Genomic DNA, 16,606 nt, shown 5'->3' with positions numbered 1-16,606 from the left:
TCGACCGCCCCCTCGATCAACCTCTCGATCAACCTCTCGATCAACCTCTCGATCAACCTCTCGATCAACCTCTCGATCAACCTCTCGATTGCCCTCTCGATGCCCCCCAACGCCGCCACCGTTGCCACCCGAACGACGTATTGTCCACAACGGGCACCCGCAGCCTTCGTTCGTCGCTGCACTGATTTACGTCAAATCTAATTTTACTTTTTCTAATAGCCTTTCCCCGATCCCCTCACGCAGGCCTTCTCCACCGCCGTGAAAAGCCGACTGCCCCGAACAAGAGGAAACCACGATGCCCGTCCGTCACTTCTCCATCGCCCGGCTGAGCCTTGTCGCTCTGTTGCTTGCCGGCACCTCGGCCCAGGCCGCCGACGGCACCATCAGCTTCACCGGCGAAATCGTCGCGGCCAACTGCACCATACCGACGGCCGCCACTACCGTGACGCTACCCAAGGTGTCCACCAGCGCCTTCGGCGCCTCCGGCACCCGAGCAGGCCAGAAGGCCTTCCAGCTCGTGCTGAAATGCGCCGCCGGCACCACTGGCCGCAACAAGGTCTCGGTGCGCTTTACCGGAGATGACACCCAGGTGGATCCGGTCACCGGGCTATTCCTGCTCACCAGCGACAGCACTGCCAAGGACGTGGGGATCGCCGTCTACGACGCCAACGACGATTGGGTCAAGGCGGCCGACAACGACAGCACCCCGCCGGTGGACATCGTGGCAGGCGATGACACGACGGTCATTTCCCTGAGCGCCTGGTACCAGTCCACCGCCGCCACGGTAACCGCCGGCACCGTCAAGGCCAGCGGCAATATCGAGATTGTCTACCAATGACCGCGATAGAAGGCCCCGGCGCCTCGCCCTTTGCCATGCGGGCGTGGCAGCGACTGGTGATACACGCCCTCGGCCTGGGTCTGAGTCTGTGTCTTGCGCTCATGATCGCGGCGTTGCCAGGCCACAAGGCCGAGGCCAGCATCACCATCAATGGCACCCGCGTCATCTATCAGGAGGCCCAGCGGGAGCAGACGCTCCGGCTGGAAAACCAGGATAGTGTCCCGGTGCTGGTCCAGGCCTGGGCCGACCGCCACGCCGGAGGGCGCCCGGCGCGGGACGCCGAGTCGCCATTTCTGGTGACGCCATCGGTATTCCGTCTCGACCCCGGTGAGAGTCAGACCCTGCGTATCCTGCGCATTCGCGACGTGGAAAGGTCCGACCAGGAGTCGCTCTACTGGCTCAACATCAAGGAGGTGCCACCGCTACCCCAGGGGACCACCAACCGACTGCAGCTAGGCATCCTGACACGCCTGAAACTGTTCTATCGTCCGACGGGCCTCGCCGGTGAACCCGGCGACGCCATCGCCAATCTTCAGTGGCATCTGGCGCCTGGCCCCGACCTGCGCCTGGTGTGCGACAACCCCTCGAACTACCACGTGTCGTTGATCGGCGGTGCCTGGCGGCAGTTCAGCGACCACGATGATCTTTCCCTCGACATGCTGGCTCCGCACAGCGAGGCAAGCTGGTCACTGCAGACGAGGCCTGCGCCAGGGTCATCACTGTGGTACCGGGCGATCAACGACTACGGCGCCGTCGTGGTGCGCGAGGCCATCCCGGACACCGAATGAACCGACGACATGGCACTACCGTCTACCGAGTCGACGCCGCTGGCCGCTGCCAGACATCCTCCCCCCTGCCGGTGGTGCTTCACCGCCGGGCGCTACCGGTGGCGAGCGGCATTGGTGGTCGCGGCTGCTGTGGTGGCGACGGTAACTGGGCCACGGCCGGTCCAGGCCGACGAGGTGACCTTCGACCCAGCCTTCCTCGAAGACGCCAGTCTCGACATGCGTCGCTTCTCCCGACCGGACTACGTGCTACCAGGCGACTATCTGGTCGATCTGACCCTCAACCAGACGCCGCTAGGACGCTATCCGCTACGTGTCGAGGACATCCCGGACGGAACACAGCGACTTACCCTGCCCTTGGACGCCTGGTTGGCCGCACGCCTTGAGCCGGCCCTCGAACAGGAAGTGCGACATAGCTGCCGGCTGGACGCCAACTGCTTTCTGGGGGTGGACGCCGCCCTGCCCGGCGCCAGCCTGGATCTCGCCATCGGTGACCTGCGTGCCCACCTCAGCGTGCCCCAGGCGTTGCTTCATCGGCTGCCTCGTGGCCAGGTCGACAGCGCGCGCTGGGAGCCCGGCACCACCGCCCTGCTGGCCAACTATCAAGTGAACGGTTATCGCTCGAGCACCGACGAAGGGCACTATCAAAGTGCCTTTCTCGGCACGACGCTCGGCGCCAACCTTGGCCTGTGGCAGTTTCGCAGCAGCCTCAACGTTTCCCGCAGCGATGACGGCGACGTCGACTGGGACAGCCTTCATCACTACGTTCAGCGGCCCCTGCCGGACCAGGGCTTGCTGCTGCGGGCCGGCGAGATCAACACCCGAGGGGACTTCTTCGATTCGCTGGCGCTGCGCGGGGTTACGCTACGCACAGAGACCCGCATGCTGCCCGACAGTCGACGTGGCTACGCTCCCGTGGTCCGCGGCAGCGCCAGAACCCAGGCGCATGTCACCATCTCCCAGCAGGGACGGCGTCTGCTCGAGACCAGCGTGCCTCCCGGCCCCTTCGAGATCGACGACCTCTATCCCACCGGCTACGGGGGCGATCTTGAGGTGAAAGTCACCGAGGCCGATGGACGCGTCGAGCGTTACAGCGTGCCCTACGCTGCCGTCCCGGGCCTGCTGAGACCGGGGCAATCGCGCCTCTCGCTGGCCGCCGGTCAGTACCATGCCAAAGGCCTCGATGACCCTCCCTCACTGCTGGAGGCCGGCTATCGACGGGGGCTCGGCAACGCCATCACCGCCTACGGCGGCGCCCAGCTCAGTGAACACTACTGGTCTCCACTGATCGGCGTCGCCTTCAATACCCCCGCGGGGGCCATTGCTGTCGATGCCCAGTACGCCCATGCCGACCTTCCCCAGGGAGAGCGCAACGGCTGGAGTCTCGAGGCCTCCTACAGCCGCCACCTGCAATCCACCGATACCGACATCAATCTGGCGGCGTATCGCTACTCGACCACGGGGTTCGTGTCGCTGGCCGACGCCGCCTGGATTGCCGACGCTGACGACGACGGCGCTCAGGCAGACGGAGGATACGTAGACAACAGCACGACCATCGATCAACGCAGTCGTCTGCAGCTCAATCTGAGCCAGCCCCTCGGGCCACGTACACGCATCTCCGCAACCGGCAGCCTGGCGGACTACTGGCATCGCGGCGGCACCGAGTCGTCCTACCAGCTGAGTCTGAGTCACCGCATCGGGCGCGTCAGCCTGGCCCTCAACCTGTCGCGCACCGACAACCGCGAAGGAGAGGCCGAGCACCGGGCGCTGGTATCGCTGACGCTGCCACTGTCCAACGCGTCCTTCGCCCCACGTCTGGGTGTCTCCGCCAGTCGTGACAGCCGCCATCATGACGATGCCCACCTCGACCTCACCGGCACTCTGGGCGACGAACGCGAGCTGTCCTACGGGCTATTCGCCAATCAGACCCGCGGCCCGAAGGAGCGCTACCGCTCCTATGGGCTCAACCTGTCGAGCGGAACCTCCGTCGGCCGCTTCACCGCGGCAGGCTCGAAAAGCGACGACTACCGGCAACTTTCCATCGGCGCCAGCGGCGCCGTGCTGGTACACCGCCACGGCGTGACCTTCGGCCAGAGCACCGGCGATACCGTAGGCCTGGTCAGCGCCCCGGGGGGCGCCGGCGCTCGCGTCACCAACGCCGCCAACCTGACCCTCGACGATGACGGCGAGGCATTGGTCCCCTATTTGACGGCCTACCACGACAACGAGGTCCAGCTGGACCCGCGCGGCGCCGCCACCTCGGTGGAATTTCAGCGGACTTCGATCGATGTCGCGCCCTATGCCGGCGCGGTGGTGCCACTGCGCTTCGCCACTCGAACCGGGCTGCCGGTGGTGATCGTGCTGGAGCAGAACGGCCGGGGCGTACCGCTGGGCGCCGAAGTCAGCGCCACCGACGGACGCAAGCTGGGGGTGGTCGGCGCCGGCGGCATGCTGCTGCTGCGCGATCTGACGCCCGGTACCTCGCTCCAGGTGACGCTGGGGGGCGAACGACGCTGCTGGGCACGTCCTGTCTGGACGCCTCCGACGGACAGCGACGAGATACCGATCGTCACCAGTCCCTGCCAGCCGACACCACCGAAAGACCTGCTGGAGACAACGTGAATGCGCACCATCGGCTTGAAGACCCGCAGCGCGAGCGCTCCGCTGCGTTTCGCCGTCAGACTTCTCGGCTTGCTGCTGTCGATCGCCGCACTGCTGTCGGTGACCTCGGTGGAGGCCAACTGCGGACGTATCAACCCACCATGGAGTGACAAGCCTCTGACGGTAAATTTTGGCGCCGAGATCGTGCTCGACGAAAACGTGGCCGTCGGCACGCCCATCGCCACGGCGGTCATCCCCGGCAGCCAGCTCTATGCGATCAAAGGAGGCTGGGTCGCTACCTGCAACAATCAGGACGACGCGATCAAGTACTGGTGGCTCGAGCAGCACTACTCCCAGTCCAGCGGCTACTTCCCGGTCCCCGGCATCAGCGTGGACAGCGCCGACGGGCGCGTCTACATCATGCAGGACAGCGGTAGCCGCAATCCCTACGGCGGCGGGGGCAGCGGCAGCGTCGGCTATACCACCGAATTGCTGGTCAACGGCAACGCCCATGCGTTCTCCTGGGTCTCCGCTTCCCCCAACAAGAACCTTCCGCCGATCGGCGAGGAGATCCACGGCATCCCCTGCCGCGACGCCCTGCTGGGGACGGGTGCCGCCGAGGGTTACCCCCCCTTGATAGAAATCAACTGCCCCATCGGCGACTACGCCGTCAACTGGCGCCAGCTTCCCCCCTTCCAGATCAAGGTCACGCTCTACCGCATGGCCGGTTCCCCCGGCACCAGCGGTGTACAGCTTCAGAACAACAACAACGCCGGCTTCAGCCTGTTCTCGTTGCTGAACAGCCAAGGCACGCCCTCCGGGGCCAACCACGAACTGTTCAATCTGGTCAGGCTGCAGTTGGCCCAGGGCACTCGGGTTCGAATCAATCCCTGCCATGGCATCAACAATGTCTCGGTGTCACTGGGAGAGGTAGGCAGCCATCGCTTCACCACCCTGGGCCAGCCCGCCACGGGCGTCGCCGACACCCCGGTGCACGTCACCGCCTGGTGTCACACCGACGGCGACATCAAGTGGGCCGTGCTGGGCAAGGCGGCGGCCTACGATCCCGGCGGGAATCAGGGCATTCTGGCCTTGGACAACGAAGAGGAAAGCGCCAGCGGCGTGGGTATCCAGCTGATCCACACCGGTAGCCTGGCGCCACTGCCGATCACCCCCGAAGGCAGCGCCTTCGACGCCTACCGCTGGATCGACACCAACCTTCATGCGCAGGGCGGCAACATCTTGATGCTCGACTTTCTGGCCCGCTACGTGAAGACCGGCACCGTCACGCCAGGTACCGCCAACGGCCATGCCACCCTGGTACTATCGCCTAAATGAGTTTCCACCGTCTTCGCTCTACGACAGGCAGGCAGCCGGTTCAGCAACGCTCGCCCGGCTGCCGGCGACCCGCGACACCACGCCGCCGACGATGATCAGGCAGGGGGATGGCAAGGGGTTCTCCGCCAGGCGCTGATCGATATCGCCAAGGGTGCCCACCAACGAGGACATCTCGGGAAGACTGGCGTTGGCCACCAGCATCACCGGCCAGTCCTGTGGCAGGCCTGCACCACGCAGGCCACGGGTAATCGCGCCAAGCTTGTTGAGCCCCATGTAGAACACCAGGGTCTCGTCGCGTCGGGCCAGCGATGCCCAGTCCGGCTCGCCCCCCTCGCGACACTGCTGGGCGGTGATCAGACGAAGACTCTGGGCGTGGCCGCGGTCGGTCAGCGGAATCCCCATGGCGGCGCAGGCGCTGGCCGCCGCCGAGATGCCGGGCACGATCTCACGCGCAATGCCGGCCTCGTCGAGGGCGTCGAGTTCTTCCCCGAGGCGCCCGAAGATGCCCGGATCGCCGCCCTTGAGGCGCACCACTGTCTTGCCCTGGCGCGCCAGCGCCACCAGCAGAGTGCCGATCTGCGCCTGATCGACGCTGTGGTGGCCCCTGGCCTTGCCGACATAGTGGCGCTCGACGCCGGCCGGAATCATCGCCAGTACCTCGGGCCCCACCAGGCGGTCGTAGACCACCGCGTCGGCGTGTTCGATCCGATCCAGCGCCTTGAGCGTCAGCAGTTCACCCGCACCGCTGCCAGCCCCCACCAGCGCGACCCGGCCAACAGCGCCGCCTGACCGATGGCCAGCGCCGCTGGCAGCGGACAGGGAAGCCAGCCGGTCGGCCCAATGCTGGCTTTGCCCTGCCAGTCGCCCCAGCAGCATCGACAGCCCGTCCAGACGACGTGCCAGCCAAGGCTTCGTCCCCGCTTCAGCAAGGTGACCCTGCCGGTCTCTAGGCCGACTGGGGTTGTGCGCGCTCGATGCGACCACGGCTCTTCTCCTCTTCCACCAGACTCTTCAATTCGGGAATACAACTGCCGCACTGGGTGCCACAGGCCAGCCGCGCACCGAGCGCCTCGACGCTGTCGTCGCCGGCACGAATCGCCCGCTGGATCGGGGTACGCCCCACCTGATGGCAGCTACACACGATCGGCCCCTGGTCGGCGGCGCCGTCATGACAGGCCGCCAGCACTCGCCGCCGATGCTGCTGCCCCATGGCCTCGCCACGCGCGGCCTCGTCGAAGCGCTCGCACAGCCAGCCAAGCCCCGGCAGTTCGCTGACGGGGCCAACCATCAGCCACCAGCACAGGCGTCCTTGCTCGAACCCCGCCAGGCGCCAGCGACCGCTGGCCGGGTCCTGGGCCACCGGGCCCAGCTCCCCCGGCAACTGGCGTGCGGCCCAGTCGAGCCAGTCGCGTTCGACACCCGCTTTCTCGACGCTCCCTTTCTCAACACCCCCTGGCTCGATCGGCTCACCGGCCAGTTGCCATCGCTCCGCCGAGGCCAGCGGGACCCGCGTCCAGTAGTTCGTCCCCTCGACCACCCGGGCCGCCAGGCCCGAACCCTCGGGCGGTCCCTGCTGGGCCAGTGCCCGGGAAACCACCAGGGTCGCCTCCCAGGCGTGCTGCAGCGGCGTGACCGCCACCGCGCCATGCTTGGTCTCCGGCTGGCCAGAAAGCGGATCGACGTCCGGGGCGAACAGGCTCCCCGCCAACGGCGAGTGACTGAAGCGCGGTGTCCAGTGGATGGGCACGAACACTTCCCCACGGCGCTGGGCGGCAGAGACCCTGACGCGGGCGCGCATCTCGCCGCTGCGCGAGCGGATCCTGGCGAGCCCCTGGTCACACAGCCCCAGGGCCTCGGCGTCATCCCGATGGACCTCGACGAAGGGCTCGGAGCGGTGATTCATCAGTCGGCTGGCCCTGGCGGTACGGGTCATGGTGTGCCACTGATCGCGCACCCGCCCCGAATTCAGCCGCAGCGGAAAGTCGGCATCAGTCGCCTGGCGCGGCGCCCGGGCGCTCACCGGCCACAGCCGGGCCCGGCCGCTCTCGGTGTAGAAGCGGCCGCTTTCGAACAGCCGCGCGGTGCCTCGTGGTGCGCTTGCCGTCACCGGCCACTGGATCGGTGCGAGATCGTCGTACTCGACCCGGGACAGCCCCGCCAGCCCGGAAATATCGAAGGCCCGCCGTCCCTGGTTGTCGAGGCCCGACAAGCGCGCATGCTCGTCGAAGATCTCGCAGGGGTGGTCATAGGCGAAGGCCTCGCCGAAGCCCAGGCGCTCGGCCACCCGGCACAGGATCCACCAGTCGTGGCGGGCCTCGCCCGGCGGCGGCAGGAGACCGCGCTGGCGCGAGATACGCCGCTCGGAGTTGGTGACGGTACCGTCCTTTTCCGACCAGCCGCTGGCCGGCAGAACGATATCGGCGAGTTCCACCAGGTCGGTGTCGGCCATGCACTCCGACACGATCACCAGCGGACAGCGCTCGATGGCGCGGCGCACCCGGTCGGCATCCGGCAGGCTCACCAGGGGATTGGTGGCCATGATCCACAGCGCCTGGATGTCGCCGCGCTCGACGGCCTGAAACAGCTCGACCGCCTTGTGGCCAGGCTCCCGGGGAAGCCTTGGCACCAGCGCCTCGGTCGACCAGAAGCGCGTCAGCCGTTCGATGGCGCCCGGGGTGTGATAGTCCATATGGGCGGCCAGCTGATTGGCCAGTCCGCCGACCTCGCGCCCGCCCATGGCGTTGGGCTGGCCGGTGATGGAAAAGGGGCCGGCGCCGGGCAGGCCAATCTTGCCGCCTGCCAGGTGGCAGTTGAGGATGGCCTGGCACTTGTCGGTGCCGCTGGTCGACTGGTTGACCCCCTGGGAGTAAAGCGTGACAACGTGCAGCTGGGTGGCAAACCAGTAGTAGAAGGTCTCGAGGCGCTCGGCGTCGAGATCGCAGGCCGCCGCCACCGCCTCGATGTCCGAGGCCTCGTCCAGGGCGGCGGCAATCGTCTCTTCGGCGCCGTCCACATGGCGCTTCAGATAGACCTCATCGAGCCGTTGGCGATGGGCCATCCAGGCCAGCAGGCCATTGAACAGCAAAGCGTCGCTGCCGGGGCGCAGCCCCAGGTACAGATCGGCGATCTCGCAGCTGTCGGTGACCCGAGGATCGATGACCACGACCCGCATCAGCGGATTGCGGGTCTTGGCCAGACGCAGCCGCTGATACAGCACCGGATGATTCCAGGCCAGATTGGACCCCACCAGCACCACCAGTTCGGCCTCTTCCAGGTCCTCGTAGTTGCAGGGGACGGCGTCGGCGCCCAGGGTGCGCTTGTAGGCTGCCACCGCTGACGCCATGCACAGCCGCGAGTTGGTATCCAGGTGCGGTGTCCCGAGAAACCCCTTGAACAGCTTGTTGGCGACGTAGTAGTCCTCGGTCAATAGCTGCCCGGACAGGTAGCCGGCAATGGCCTGTGGGCCGCTACCCTCGGCAATCGCTCCCAGACGCTCGGCGACGGCGTCCAGCGCGCTGTCCCAGTCGGTCTCGCGACCGTCCACCCTGGGTCGCGTCAAGCGCCCCTGAACGCCAAGGGTCTCCGCCAGGGCCGAGCCCTTGACGCACAGGCGACCGAAGTTGGCCGGGTGATCCCGATCCCCCCTGAGGGTAACCGCCTCGCCATCGCGACGAAGCTCGACGCCGCAGCCGACCCCGCAGTAGGGACAGGTGGTACCTGTGGCCTCGCCGCCTGCACCGCTGTCGATCTCCGTGCTGTCGCTATCCGTCCGGGTCATCGCGCTCTCCTGTCGGCCATCTTGCTGCCTTGGCATATCGTCGGCATCTCATCGGCAGATCATCGCTCCGCTAGCGGCCGGGCCTTGATCGGTCGGGCCTTGCTGCGGCCCAAACGCACAACGCCCATCCCGTCGAGCGAGGCTCGAGGAGATGGGCGTCGTTGCCGGATGAAATCCCGCGCTGGATTTCGTGTGTGCTAGCGCCCGTTGCGGACGAGTTGTCGGACCGGCCCACCCGCCACCAGCGTCGGGACCCTTCCTGGCTCGGCCTAGTGATCTGGCTCGGCTGAGTGATGCCCATGGCACCAACAACGGCACTAGCTTTGGCAGTAATCAAAGCAAACCCTATGCCAGAACACCGCAATCGCCCCTTGTCGCGCGGAATGCCGGTGCCAGCCAATTGAAGGCACGACGTTTTTTTCTGACGTTTGCCCAGGCGATGGTGGCGAGAAGACGTCTGACAGACCCCAGGCTCGCACCACAACGAACGATGGAGGCCACCGTTTACGCACCCTTTCGGTGCGCGAGCGCCTGCCCGGTATATCTGCGGGGGCTCGGCGGCGGCTTTGCAGGGGGTTATCTCCCTGACAGAAAACGACAAGATCGAAAATGGAACGCCTTTTGCGCTGACAGGTGCAGAGGCACCCAAGGTGCACCCCTCATCACGTCGACTCGAGCTCTATCGAGCGACAGCATCATCGAGCCACGCCCATGCCCGAACACGACACCTTGAAGGTCCTGCTGGTCGACGACGAGATAGTTCGCGCCGCCATGGTCGAAGAGGCGCTTGCGCTGGACGGACACCAGGTGGTCTGCCGACTGTCAAGCCCGGCCAGCCTCAACGACATGGTGCAGCAGCATCAACCCGACGTGGTCATCATCGACATGGAATCGCCTGACCGGGACACCCTGGAAAGCATGGCGCTGCTGCAGCGGGAAAACCCTCGACCGGTGGTGTTCTTCGCCGACCAGCACGACCCTGAATCGCTCAAGGCGGCGGTGAAGGCCGGCGTCAGCGCCTATGTGGTGGACGGTCTGGCGGCCAACCGCGTCAAGGCGGTCATCGATGTCGCCATCGCCCGCTTCGAGGCCTTTCAGGGAATGCGCCGCGACCTCGACAAGGCACGCAACCAGCTCGCCGACCGCAAGCGCATCGAACAGGCCAAGGGCCTGTTGATGAAGCATCAGAGCTGCGATGAGGAACAGGCCTACCGCATGCTGCGCAAGCTGGCCATGGACCGCGGCCAGCGCATCGCCCAGGTCGCCCAGAACGTCATCGACATCCTCAAGCCACTGGAGAAGGGATCATGAGTCCATCGCTGTCTTCTGACGCGGCCAGCACGTCCAGAACTGGCGCGCCGCATCCACCCGAGCTCGCCAGCCTGACCCTGGGATTCGTGCCACTGCTGGATGCTGCGCTGTTGATCATCGCCCGGGAAGGCGGCTTCTTCGCCGTCCAGGGGGTCGAGGTCAGCCTGTCACGCGAGAACGCCTGGTCCACCCTGCGCGACAAGGTCGCCGCCGGCCTGCTTGACGGCGCCCAGATGCTGGCGCCAATGCCGCTGGCCATGAGCCTGGGGCTGTCCCGCGCGCCTTGTGACACCCTGGCCGCCGCGGTGCTGAGCCGCCAGGGCAATACGCTGGTGCTGTCTCGCCGCCTGGCCGATGCGGTCGGCGCTTCGGTCGACAACGGGGAGCCCGGCGCCTTCGGCGCGGCCAGCGAACTGGCCCGACGCTTCAAGGCCTCGCTGAAAGAAGGCACCCGGCCACGCCTGGCCATGGTCTACCCCTACTCCTGCCAGCACCTGTTGCTGCGTGACTGGCTGGCCCGCGGCGACATCGACGTCGACAGCGAGGTCGAACTGGTCGCGCTGCCGCCCCCGCGCATGGTGGACGCCCTGCGCGAAGGCGAGATCGATGGCTTCTGCGTCGGCGAGCCCTGGGGCAGCCTGGCCCAGCATCGTCAGGTGGGTCGAGTGGTGGCCAGCGGTGCGGAACTGATGCCGGCGCATCCCGAGAAGGTGCTGGGGGTGACGGCCTCCTGGGCTCGGCGCTACCCGAATACCCTGTCCGCGCTGCTGCGCGCCCTCCAGGCCGCCGCCCTGTGGCTGGACAAGGCGCCCGAGGCCAGACGCCAGACCCTGGCCTGGCTGGCACTGCCCCCCTACCTCGATGAAGCCGTAGGCCATCTCGACGAGCTGCCGCTGGAAGCCGCCCCGGGCTACCCCTGCATCGGTGAGCGACTGCGCCCCCTGACGGCCGACTTCGAGGGGCTGATCCAGCGGTTGTCGCCGCTGCTCGAGGCTCGCGGGCGACAGCTCGACACCGCCACCCTGGAGGAGTGCTACAGCGCTGTGCATTACGACGCCGCCACGCACCAGTACGGTGCCGACACGCCCTGAACCCTGCCTGACCGGTGCTGACGCCCGCCACCAGGGCCTGCACCAACAGGCTGTTTTACCAGCACAAAACGTAAAACAGGCATGAAACTTGGATAGCCTGTAGCAAGTGCCGGCGAATGCCGGCGGCGGTCAACGGCGATCGCACCGACACTAGACAAAGACGTCTCTTCACCCTCCGACGCCGGAGGTGTGAGAGACGTCTTTGGCGTTTTTGGAGCCCATGCGATGCCTTATTCCACTGGTCCTTCTGACTCCAGGCCCCGTTCCTCTGACCTGCCTGACTCAAGGTCCCGTTCCGAAATGACCCAGGCCGGCTCGTCTTCCCCGACGAGGTCTGATGACGCACGTCTTCCCCACCTGGTGATCGTCGGCAACGGCATGGCCGCGCATCGATTGATCGAGACCCTGGCGGCCCAGAGTGGTGCCCCACGACACATCACCGTGATCGGCGCCGAACCGCACGCGGCCTACAACCGCATTCTGCTGTCGAGCTGGCTGGCCGGCGATGTCGAGCAGGATGGGTTGACGCTGACACCGCCGCATGACTCCGACGTCACGGTCGATCAGCGCCTGGGCGCGCGGGTGGAACGGATCGATCGTACCCGGCGCCTGGTCGAGTGCGACGACGGCGAGGTGATCCCCTACGACCACCTGGTGCTGGCGCTGGGTTCGCGCAGCGCCATGCCACAGATCCCCGGCATCACGCTGACGGGCGTGTCGGGCTTTCGCGATCTGGACGATGCGGCGCACCTGGCCGAAGCAGCAAAGGCTGGCGGCGCGGCGGTGGTGGTCGGTGGTGGTCTGCTGGGCCTGGAGGCCGCCGCCGGCCTCGCCGCCAGAGGCATGCAGGTATGCGTGCTGCAACGCTCACCGCGCCTGATGAACCGGCAGCTGGACGCCACCGCCAGCACCATGCTGGCAAGCGAAATCGAAGGCCGCGGCATCCATCTGAAGACCGGGGCGCGGTTGGCCGAGATCGTCGGCGATGAAAACGGCCAGGTGGTCGGTGTGCGCCTGGAAGACGACGAGCGCCTGCTGCCGGCGAACTGCGTGGTGATCGCCGCCGGCATCACCCCCAACGCCGAGCTGGGCAGGGATGCGGGGCTCGATTGCGATCGCGCCATCGTCGTCGACGACACCCTGGCCACCTCAGACCCCGACATTTCTGCCCTCGGCGAATGCTGCCAGTTCGAGGACACCACCTACGGCCTGGTGGAGCCGATCTGGCATCAGGTCGAGGTACTGGCCAGTCGCCTGTGCGGCGAGCCCTCGGCGCCTTACCACGAACGCGCCTGCGCCACCAAGCTCAAGGTTTCCGGCGTCTCGCTGTACGCCTTCGGCCCCACCGAGGCCGAGGACGGACATGAGGTCCTCAGCTACCGCGACCAGGGCGAATACCGCCGACTGCTGCTGCGCGACGGCCGACTCGAGGGCGCCGTGCTCTACGGCGATACCCGCATGGGCCCCTGGTTATTCCAGCTCGCCGAGCAAGGCCAGCGACTGGACCGAGTGCGCCACTCGCTGCTGCTGGGCCAGGCCGATACCGAGGCCCTGCTGGCGGACGACGCCACCACCGACACCGACCCATCGACCACCGAACAGGATGCCGCCTGATGTCCAGTACAAAGCACAATCTCGCCGCACACAATGCTCCCGACAGCGACGCCACGGATACCCGCCCCACCCTGGTCGTGGTAGGCAACGGCATGGTAGGTCACCACCTGGTCGAGCAGCTGGTCGAACGTGATCAGCACCGCCGCTACCGCATCGTGGTATTCGGCGAGGAACGTCATCTGGCCTACGACCGAGTGCACCTGTCAGAGTACTTCAGTGGCCGCGACGCCCAGTCCCTGGCGCTCTCCACCGCCGACTACTACGCCGAGCACGGCATCGAGCTCAAGTTGCACCAGGCGGTCACCGCCATCGATCGCGATGCACGGCGCGTTCACACCGACGCTGGCTACCTCGACTTCGACCGTCTGGTGCTGGCCACCGGTTCCTTCCCCTTCGTCCCGCCGATTCCCGGCAATGATCGCGAGGGCTGCCTGGTCTACCGCACCCTGGACGATCTCGACGCCATTCGCGCCGCCGCCGCCACCGCCAATACCGGCGTGGTGGTGGGGGGCGGACTGCTCGGGCTGGAGGCCGCCAACGCCCTGCGCGGCCTCGACCTGGACACCGCGGTGGTCGAATTTGCCCCGCGTCTGATGCCGATGCAGGTGGACGAGCAAGGCGGTGAACTGCTCAAGGAAAAGATCGAGGGCCTGGGCGTCCAGGTGCTGACCGAAAGAGCGACCCGCGAGATCGTCCCCGGTGAAGCCAGCCGTCTGCGCATGGTATTTCAGGACGACAAGGTGCTGGAGACCGATCTGATCGTGTTCTCCGCCGGCATACGCCCCCGGGACGAGCTGGCCCGCGAGTGTGGGCTCGAGATCGGCGAACGTGGCGGCGTGGTGATCGATGACCACTGCCTGACCAGCGATCCCGCCATCCTCGCGGTGGGTGAGGTCGCGCTGTACAACAACAGCATCTTCGGCCTGGTCGCCCCCGGTTATCAGATGGCCAAGGCCGCGGCCGACACCCTGTGCGGTGGCGATTCGACCTTCACCGGGGCCGACATGAGCACCAAGCTCAAGCTGATGGGGGTCGACGTGGGGGCCATCGGCGACGCCCACGCCAACCGCCATCCCGGCGCCAAGCAGTACCGATACTTCGACCAGATCCAGCAGGTCTATCGCAAGCTGGTGGTCTCCGGTGACGGCAAGCGCCTGCTCGGCGCCATGCTGGTGGGCGACAACTCCGCCTACGACAGCCTGATGCAGTACTACGCCAATGGCCTGGATCTGCCGGCGGACCCCGCCTCGTTGATCGTGCCCTCCAGCGAACCGGCGCCGACGCTGGGCCCGGACGCCCTGCCGGACAGTGCCACCATCTGCTCGTGCCACAACGTCACCAAGGGCGCCATCAGCGCCGCCATCGACGCCGGCTGCGAGGATCTCGGCGCGGTCAAGGGGACGACCAAGGCCAGTACCGGCTGCGGCGGCTGTGCGGCGCTGCTCAAGAACGTCTTCGACCATGAACTGGCGGCCCGCGGCATGGAGGTCGACACCTCCCTGTGCGAGCACTTCGCCCACACCCGCCAGCAGCTCTTCGATATCGTCCGGGTCGAAGGTATCAAGACCTTCAGCGAGTTGATGACCCGACACGGCACCATCCTGGACGACGGGGCGCCGAGTCTCGGCTGTGACGTCTGCAAGCCGGCGGTGGCCTCGATCCTGGCCTCCTGCTTCAACGAACCGATCACCGACGCGGCGCATATCCCGCTGCAGGATACCAATGACACCTTCATGGCCAACATGCAGAAGAACGGCACCTTTTCCGTGGTGCCGCGTATCGCCGGCGGTGAGATCACCCCGGACAAGCTGATCGTGCTGGGCCAGGTGGGCAAGAAGTACGGCCTCTACACCAAGATCACCGGCGGCCAGCGCATCGACCTGTTTGGCGCGCGCCTGGAAGACCTGCCGGCCATCTGGGAGGAACTGATCGACGCCGGCTTCGAGACCGGGCACGCCTACGGCAAGTCGCTGCGCACGGTGAAATCCTGCGTCGGCAGCAGCTGGTGCCGCTACGGCGTCCAGGACAGCGTCGGCATGGCGCTGCGACTCGAGCATCGCTACAAGGGGCTGCGCTCGCCGCACAAGCTCAAGTTTGCGGTGTCCGGCTGCACCCGCGAGTGCGCCGAGGCCCAGAGCAAGGACATCGGCGTCATCGCCACCGAGCATGGCTGGAACCTGTACGTCTGCGGCAACGGCGGCATGCGTCCGCGTCATGCGGAGCTGTTCGCCACCGACCTGGATGACCAGGCCCTGATCCAGGCCATCGACCGTCTGTTGATGTTCTACGTACGCACCGCCGATCGACTGCAGCGGACTTCTGTGTGGCGCGAAAACCTCGAGGGAGGCCTCGACTACCTCAAGGCGGTGGTGCTCGACGACAGTCTGGGCATCGGCGAGGAGCTCGAACGCCAGATGCAGCACGTCATCGATACCTACGAGTGCGAGTGGGCGGGCGCCCTGGCCGATCCGGACAAGCTCAAGCGCTTTCGCAGCTACGTCAACGACAGCCGTCCCGACCCGGACATCATCGTCACCGAGGAACGCGGTCAGCTCCGCCCAGCCTGAGCAAGCCTCAGCCAACCCCCGTTTCCGCCCTCGTGACCACACCTCGTCACGAGACGGGCCGCCGACAACACCACAAGGAGTCTTCCATGACCGCTTCTTCCATCAGCCGTTCGCTGGACTGGATACCGCTGTGCCAGCGCAGCGACCTGGTGCCCTTCTCCGGTGTCGCCGCCTGGATCGACAGCGCCGAGGGCCCCGCCCAGGTGGCGCTGTTCTACCTGCCAGGGCATAGCCAGGAACTGTTCGCCATCGACCACCACGACCCCATCGCCAAGGCCAATGTGCTGGCCCGAGGCATCGTCGGCGACATCCAGGGAGAGCCAGTGGTGGCCTCTCCCCTGTACAAGCAGCACTTTCGCCTCAAGGACGGCCGTTGCGTGGAAGACGACAGCGTCTCGCTGCGCATCTGGGCGGTGGCCTTCGACCAGGACAGGGTAATGATCGCACCCTGAGCGCCGCAGCATTTCGGCCCGGGCCTGTGCGGCACGAAAGCTGGCGGGCTCGGTCCTGACCGTCATCTCGGGGGATATGGCCGTCGCGGCCGAATCGCAGAGGTCCAGCCCGTCGTGACCGGGAAGGTTGACCGAAGAATTGACCTGATAGCGCAGCGTTGACACTTCGCCCTTGCAGCATTTTTGTCATCGTCCATGCTTGACTCAAGGGCACCGCTGGACCGAAACAGG

General features: G+C 66.5%; 11 protein-coding genes. 9 read left to right on the top strand and 2 right to left on the bottom strand.

What is annotated here, in order from left to right:
• Positions 1 to 295: 295 nt before the first annotated feature.
• Genes C6W88_RS03805 through C6W88_RS03790 form a run of 4 tightly spaced genes read left to right on the top strand, consistent with a single transcriptional unit; the run spans position 296 to position 5,562 of the window.
• A complete protein-coding gene (locus tag C6W88_RS03805) occupies positions 296 to 838 on the top strand; it encodes a fimbrial protein (protein WP_045994382.1) in 543 nt (180 codons plus the stop codon).
• Positions 835 to 1,626, top strand: a complete 792-nt coding sequence (locus C6W88_RS03800) for a fimbrial biogenesis chaperone (protein WP_052704486.1) — start codon at positions 835 to 837, stop codon at positions 1,624 to 1,626. Before C6W88_RS03805 ends, C6W88_RS03800 begins: the two co-directional genes overlap by 4 nt.
• A gap of 9 nt (positions 1,627 to 1,635) precedes the next feature.
• Positions 1,636 to 4,245 carry a fimbria/pilus outer membrane usher protein gene (locus C6W88_RS03795; RefSeq protein ID WP_108131508.1) on the top strand — a complete coding sequence of 870 codons (2,610 nt, stop codon included), beginning with the start codon at positions 1,636 to 1,638 and terminating at the stop codon, positions 4,243 to 4,245.
• A complete protein-coding gene (locus tag C6W88_RS03790; protein ID WP_108131507.1) occupies positions 4,246 to 5,562 on the top strand; it encodes a fimbrial protein in 1,317 nt (438 codons plus the stop codon). It abuts the gene before it with no gap.
• Between the two features lie 18 nt (positions 5,563 to 5,580).
• Here the strand turns inward: C6W88_RS03790 and cobA are convergent, their stop codons facing one another.
• Together cobA and C6W88_RS03780 are read right to left on the bottom strand one after the other, a co-directional pair.
• Positions 5,581 to 6,438 carry a uroporphyrinogen-III C-methyltransferase gene (gene cobA / locus C6W88_RS03785; protein ID WP_108131506.1) on the bottom strand — a complete coding sequence of 286 codons (858 nt, stop codon included), beginning with the start codon at positions 6,436 to 6,438 and terminating at the stop codon, positions 5,581 to 5,583.
• Between the two features lie 70 nt (positions 6,439 to 6,508).
• Positions 6,509 to 9,340, bottom strand: a complete 2,832-nt coding sequence (locus tag C6W88_RS03780) for a nitrate reductase (protein WP_108131505.1) — start codon at positions 9,338 to 9,340, stop codon at positions 6,509 to 6,511.
• Between the two features lie 711 nt (positions 9,341 to 10,051).
• On the opposite strand from C6W88_RS03780, the gene C6W88_RS03775 reads away from it, so the two are divergent.
• The 5 genes from C6W88_RS03775 (at position 10,052) to nirD (ending at position 16,375) form a co-directional block, all read left to right on the top strand.
• On the top strand, positions 10,052 to 10,651 hold the full coding sequence (locus tag C6W88_RS03775) for an ANTAR domain-containing response regulator (RefSeq protein WP_045994380.1): 600 nt from the start codon (positions 10,052 to 10,054) through the stop codon (positions 10,649 to 10,651).
• Positions 10,648 to 11,742 carry a CmpA/NrtA family ABC transporter substrate-binding protein gene (locus C6W88_RS03770; RefSeq protein WP_108131504.1) on the top strand — a complete coding sequence of 365 codons (1,095 nt, stop codon included), beginning with the start codon at positions 10,648 to 10,650 and terminating at the stop codon, positions 11,740 to 11,742. The genes C6W88_RS03775 and C6W88_RS03770 overlap by 4 nt, the downstream gene beginning before the upstream one ends.
• A gap of 300 nt (positions 11,743 to 12,042) precedes the next feature.
• Entirely contained in the window at positions 12,043 to 13,356 is a 1,314-nt protein-coding gene (locus C6W88_RS03765; protein WP_108131503.1) for an NAD(P)/FAD-dependent oxidoreductase, read from the top strand.
• Positions 13,356 to 15,923, top strand: coding sequence for a nitrite reductase large subunit NirB (gene nirB, locus C6W88_RS03760; RefSeq protein ID WP_108131502.1), 2,568 nt, complete (start codon positions 13,356 to 13,358; stop codon positions 15,921 to 15,923). The genes C6W88_RS03765 and nirB overlap by 1 nt, the downstream gene beginning before the upstream one ends.
• A gap of 86 nt (positions 15,924 to 16,009) precedes the next feature.
• The gene (gene nirD / locus C6W88_RS03755; RefSeq protein ID WP_108131501.1) at positions 16,010 to 16,375 is read left to right on the top strand and encodes a nitrite reductase small subunit NirD; all 366 of its coding nucleotides are present in this window, start codon (positions 16,010 to 16,012) and stop codon (positions 16,373 to 16,375) included.
• Positions 16,376 to 16,606: the final 231 nt, after the last annotated feature.

The sequence above is a fragment of the Halomonas litopenaei genome (genome assembly GCF_003045775.1).
Taxonomy (GTDB): Bacteria; Pseudomonadota; Gammaproteobacteria; order Pseudomonadales; family Halomonadaceae; genus Halomonas; species Halomonas litopenaei.
This window is presented reverse-complemented; position numbering and strand designations above follow the sequence as displayed.

What these genes read in the sequence shown, in the direction of transcription:
- cobA (WP_108131506.1), bottom strand. Translation starts at nt 6,438, where the DNA reads ATGCTGCTGGGGCGACTGGCAGGGCAAAGCCAGCATTGGGCCGACCGG.
- C6W88_RS03790 (WP_108131507.1), top strand. Translation starts at nt 4,246, where the DNA reads ATGCGCACCATCGGCTTGAAGACCCGCAGCGCGAGCGCTCCGCTGCGT.
- nirD (WP_108131501.1), top strand. Translation starts at nt 16,010, where the DNA reads ATGACCGCTTCTTCCATCAGCCGTTCGCTGGACTGGATACCGCTGTGC.
- C6W88_RS03805 (WP_045994382.1), top strand. Translation starts at nt 296, where the DNA reads ATGCCCGTCCGTCACTTCTCCATCGCCCGGCTGAGCCTTGTCGCTCTG.
- C6W88_RS03775 (WP_045994380.1), top strand. Translation starts at nt 10,052, where the DNA reads ATGCCCGAACACGACACCTTGAAGGTCCTGCTGGTCGACGACGAGATA.
- C6W88_RS03780 (WP_108131505.1), bottom strand. Translation starts at nt 9,340, where the DNA reads ATGACCCGGACGGATAGCGACAGCACGGAGATCGACAGCGGTGCAGGC.
- C6W88_RS03795 (WP_108131508.1), top strand. Translation starts at nt 1,636, where the DNA reads ATGGCACTACCGTCTACCGAGTCGACGCCGCTGGCCGCTGCCAGACAT.
- C6W88_RS03765 (WP_108131503.1), top strand. Translation starts at nt 12,043, where the DNA reads ATGACCCAGGCCGGCTCGTCTTCCCCGACGAGGTCTGATGACGCACGT.
- C6W88_RS03770 (WP_108131504.1), top strand. Translation starts at nt 10,648, where the DNA reads ATGAGTCCATCGCTGTCTTCTGACGCGGCCAGCACGTCCAGAACTGGC.
- C6W88_RS03800 (WP_052704486.1), top strand. Translation starts at nt 835, where the DNA reads ATGACCGCGATAGAAGGCCCCGGCGCCTCGCCCTTTGCCATGCGGGCG.
- nirB (WP_108131502.1), top strand. Translation starts at nt 13,356, where the DNA reads ATGTCCAGTACAAAGCACAATCTCGCCGCACACAATGCTCCCGACAGC.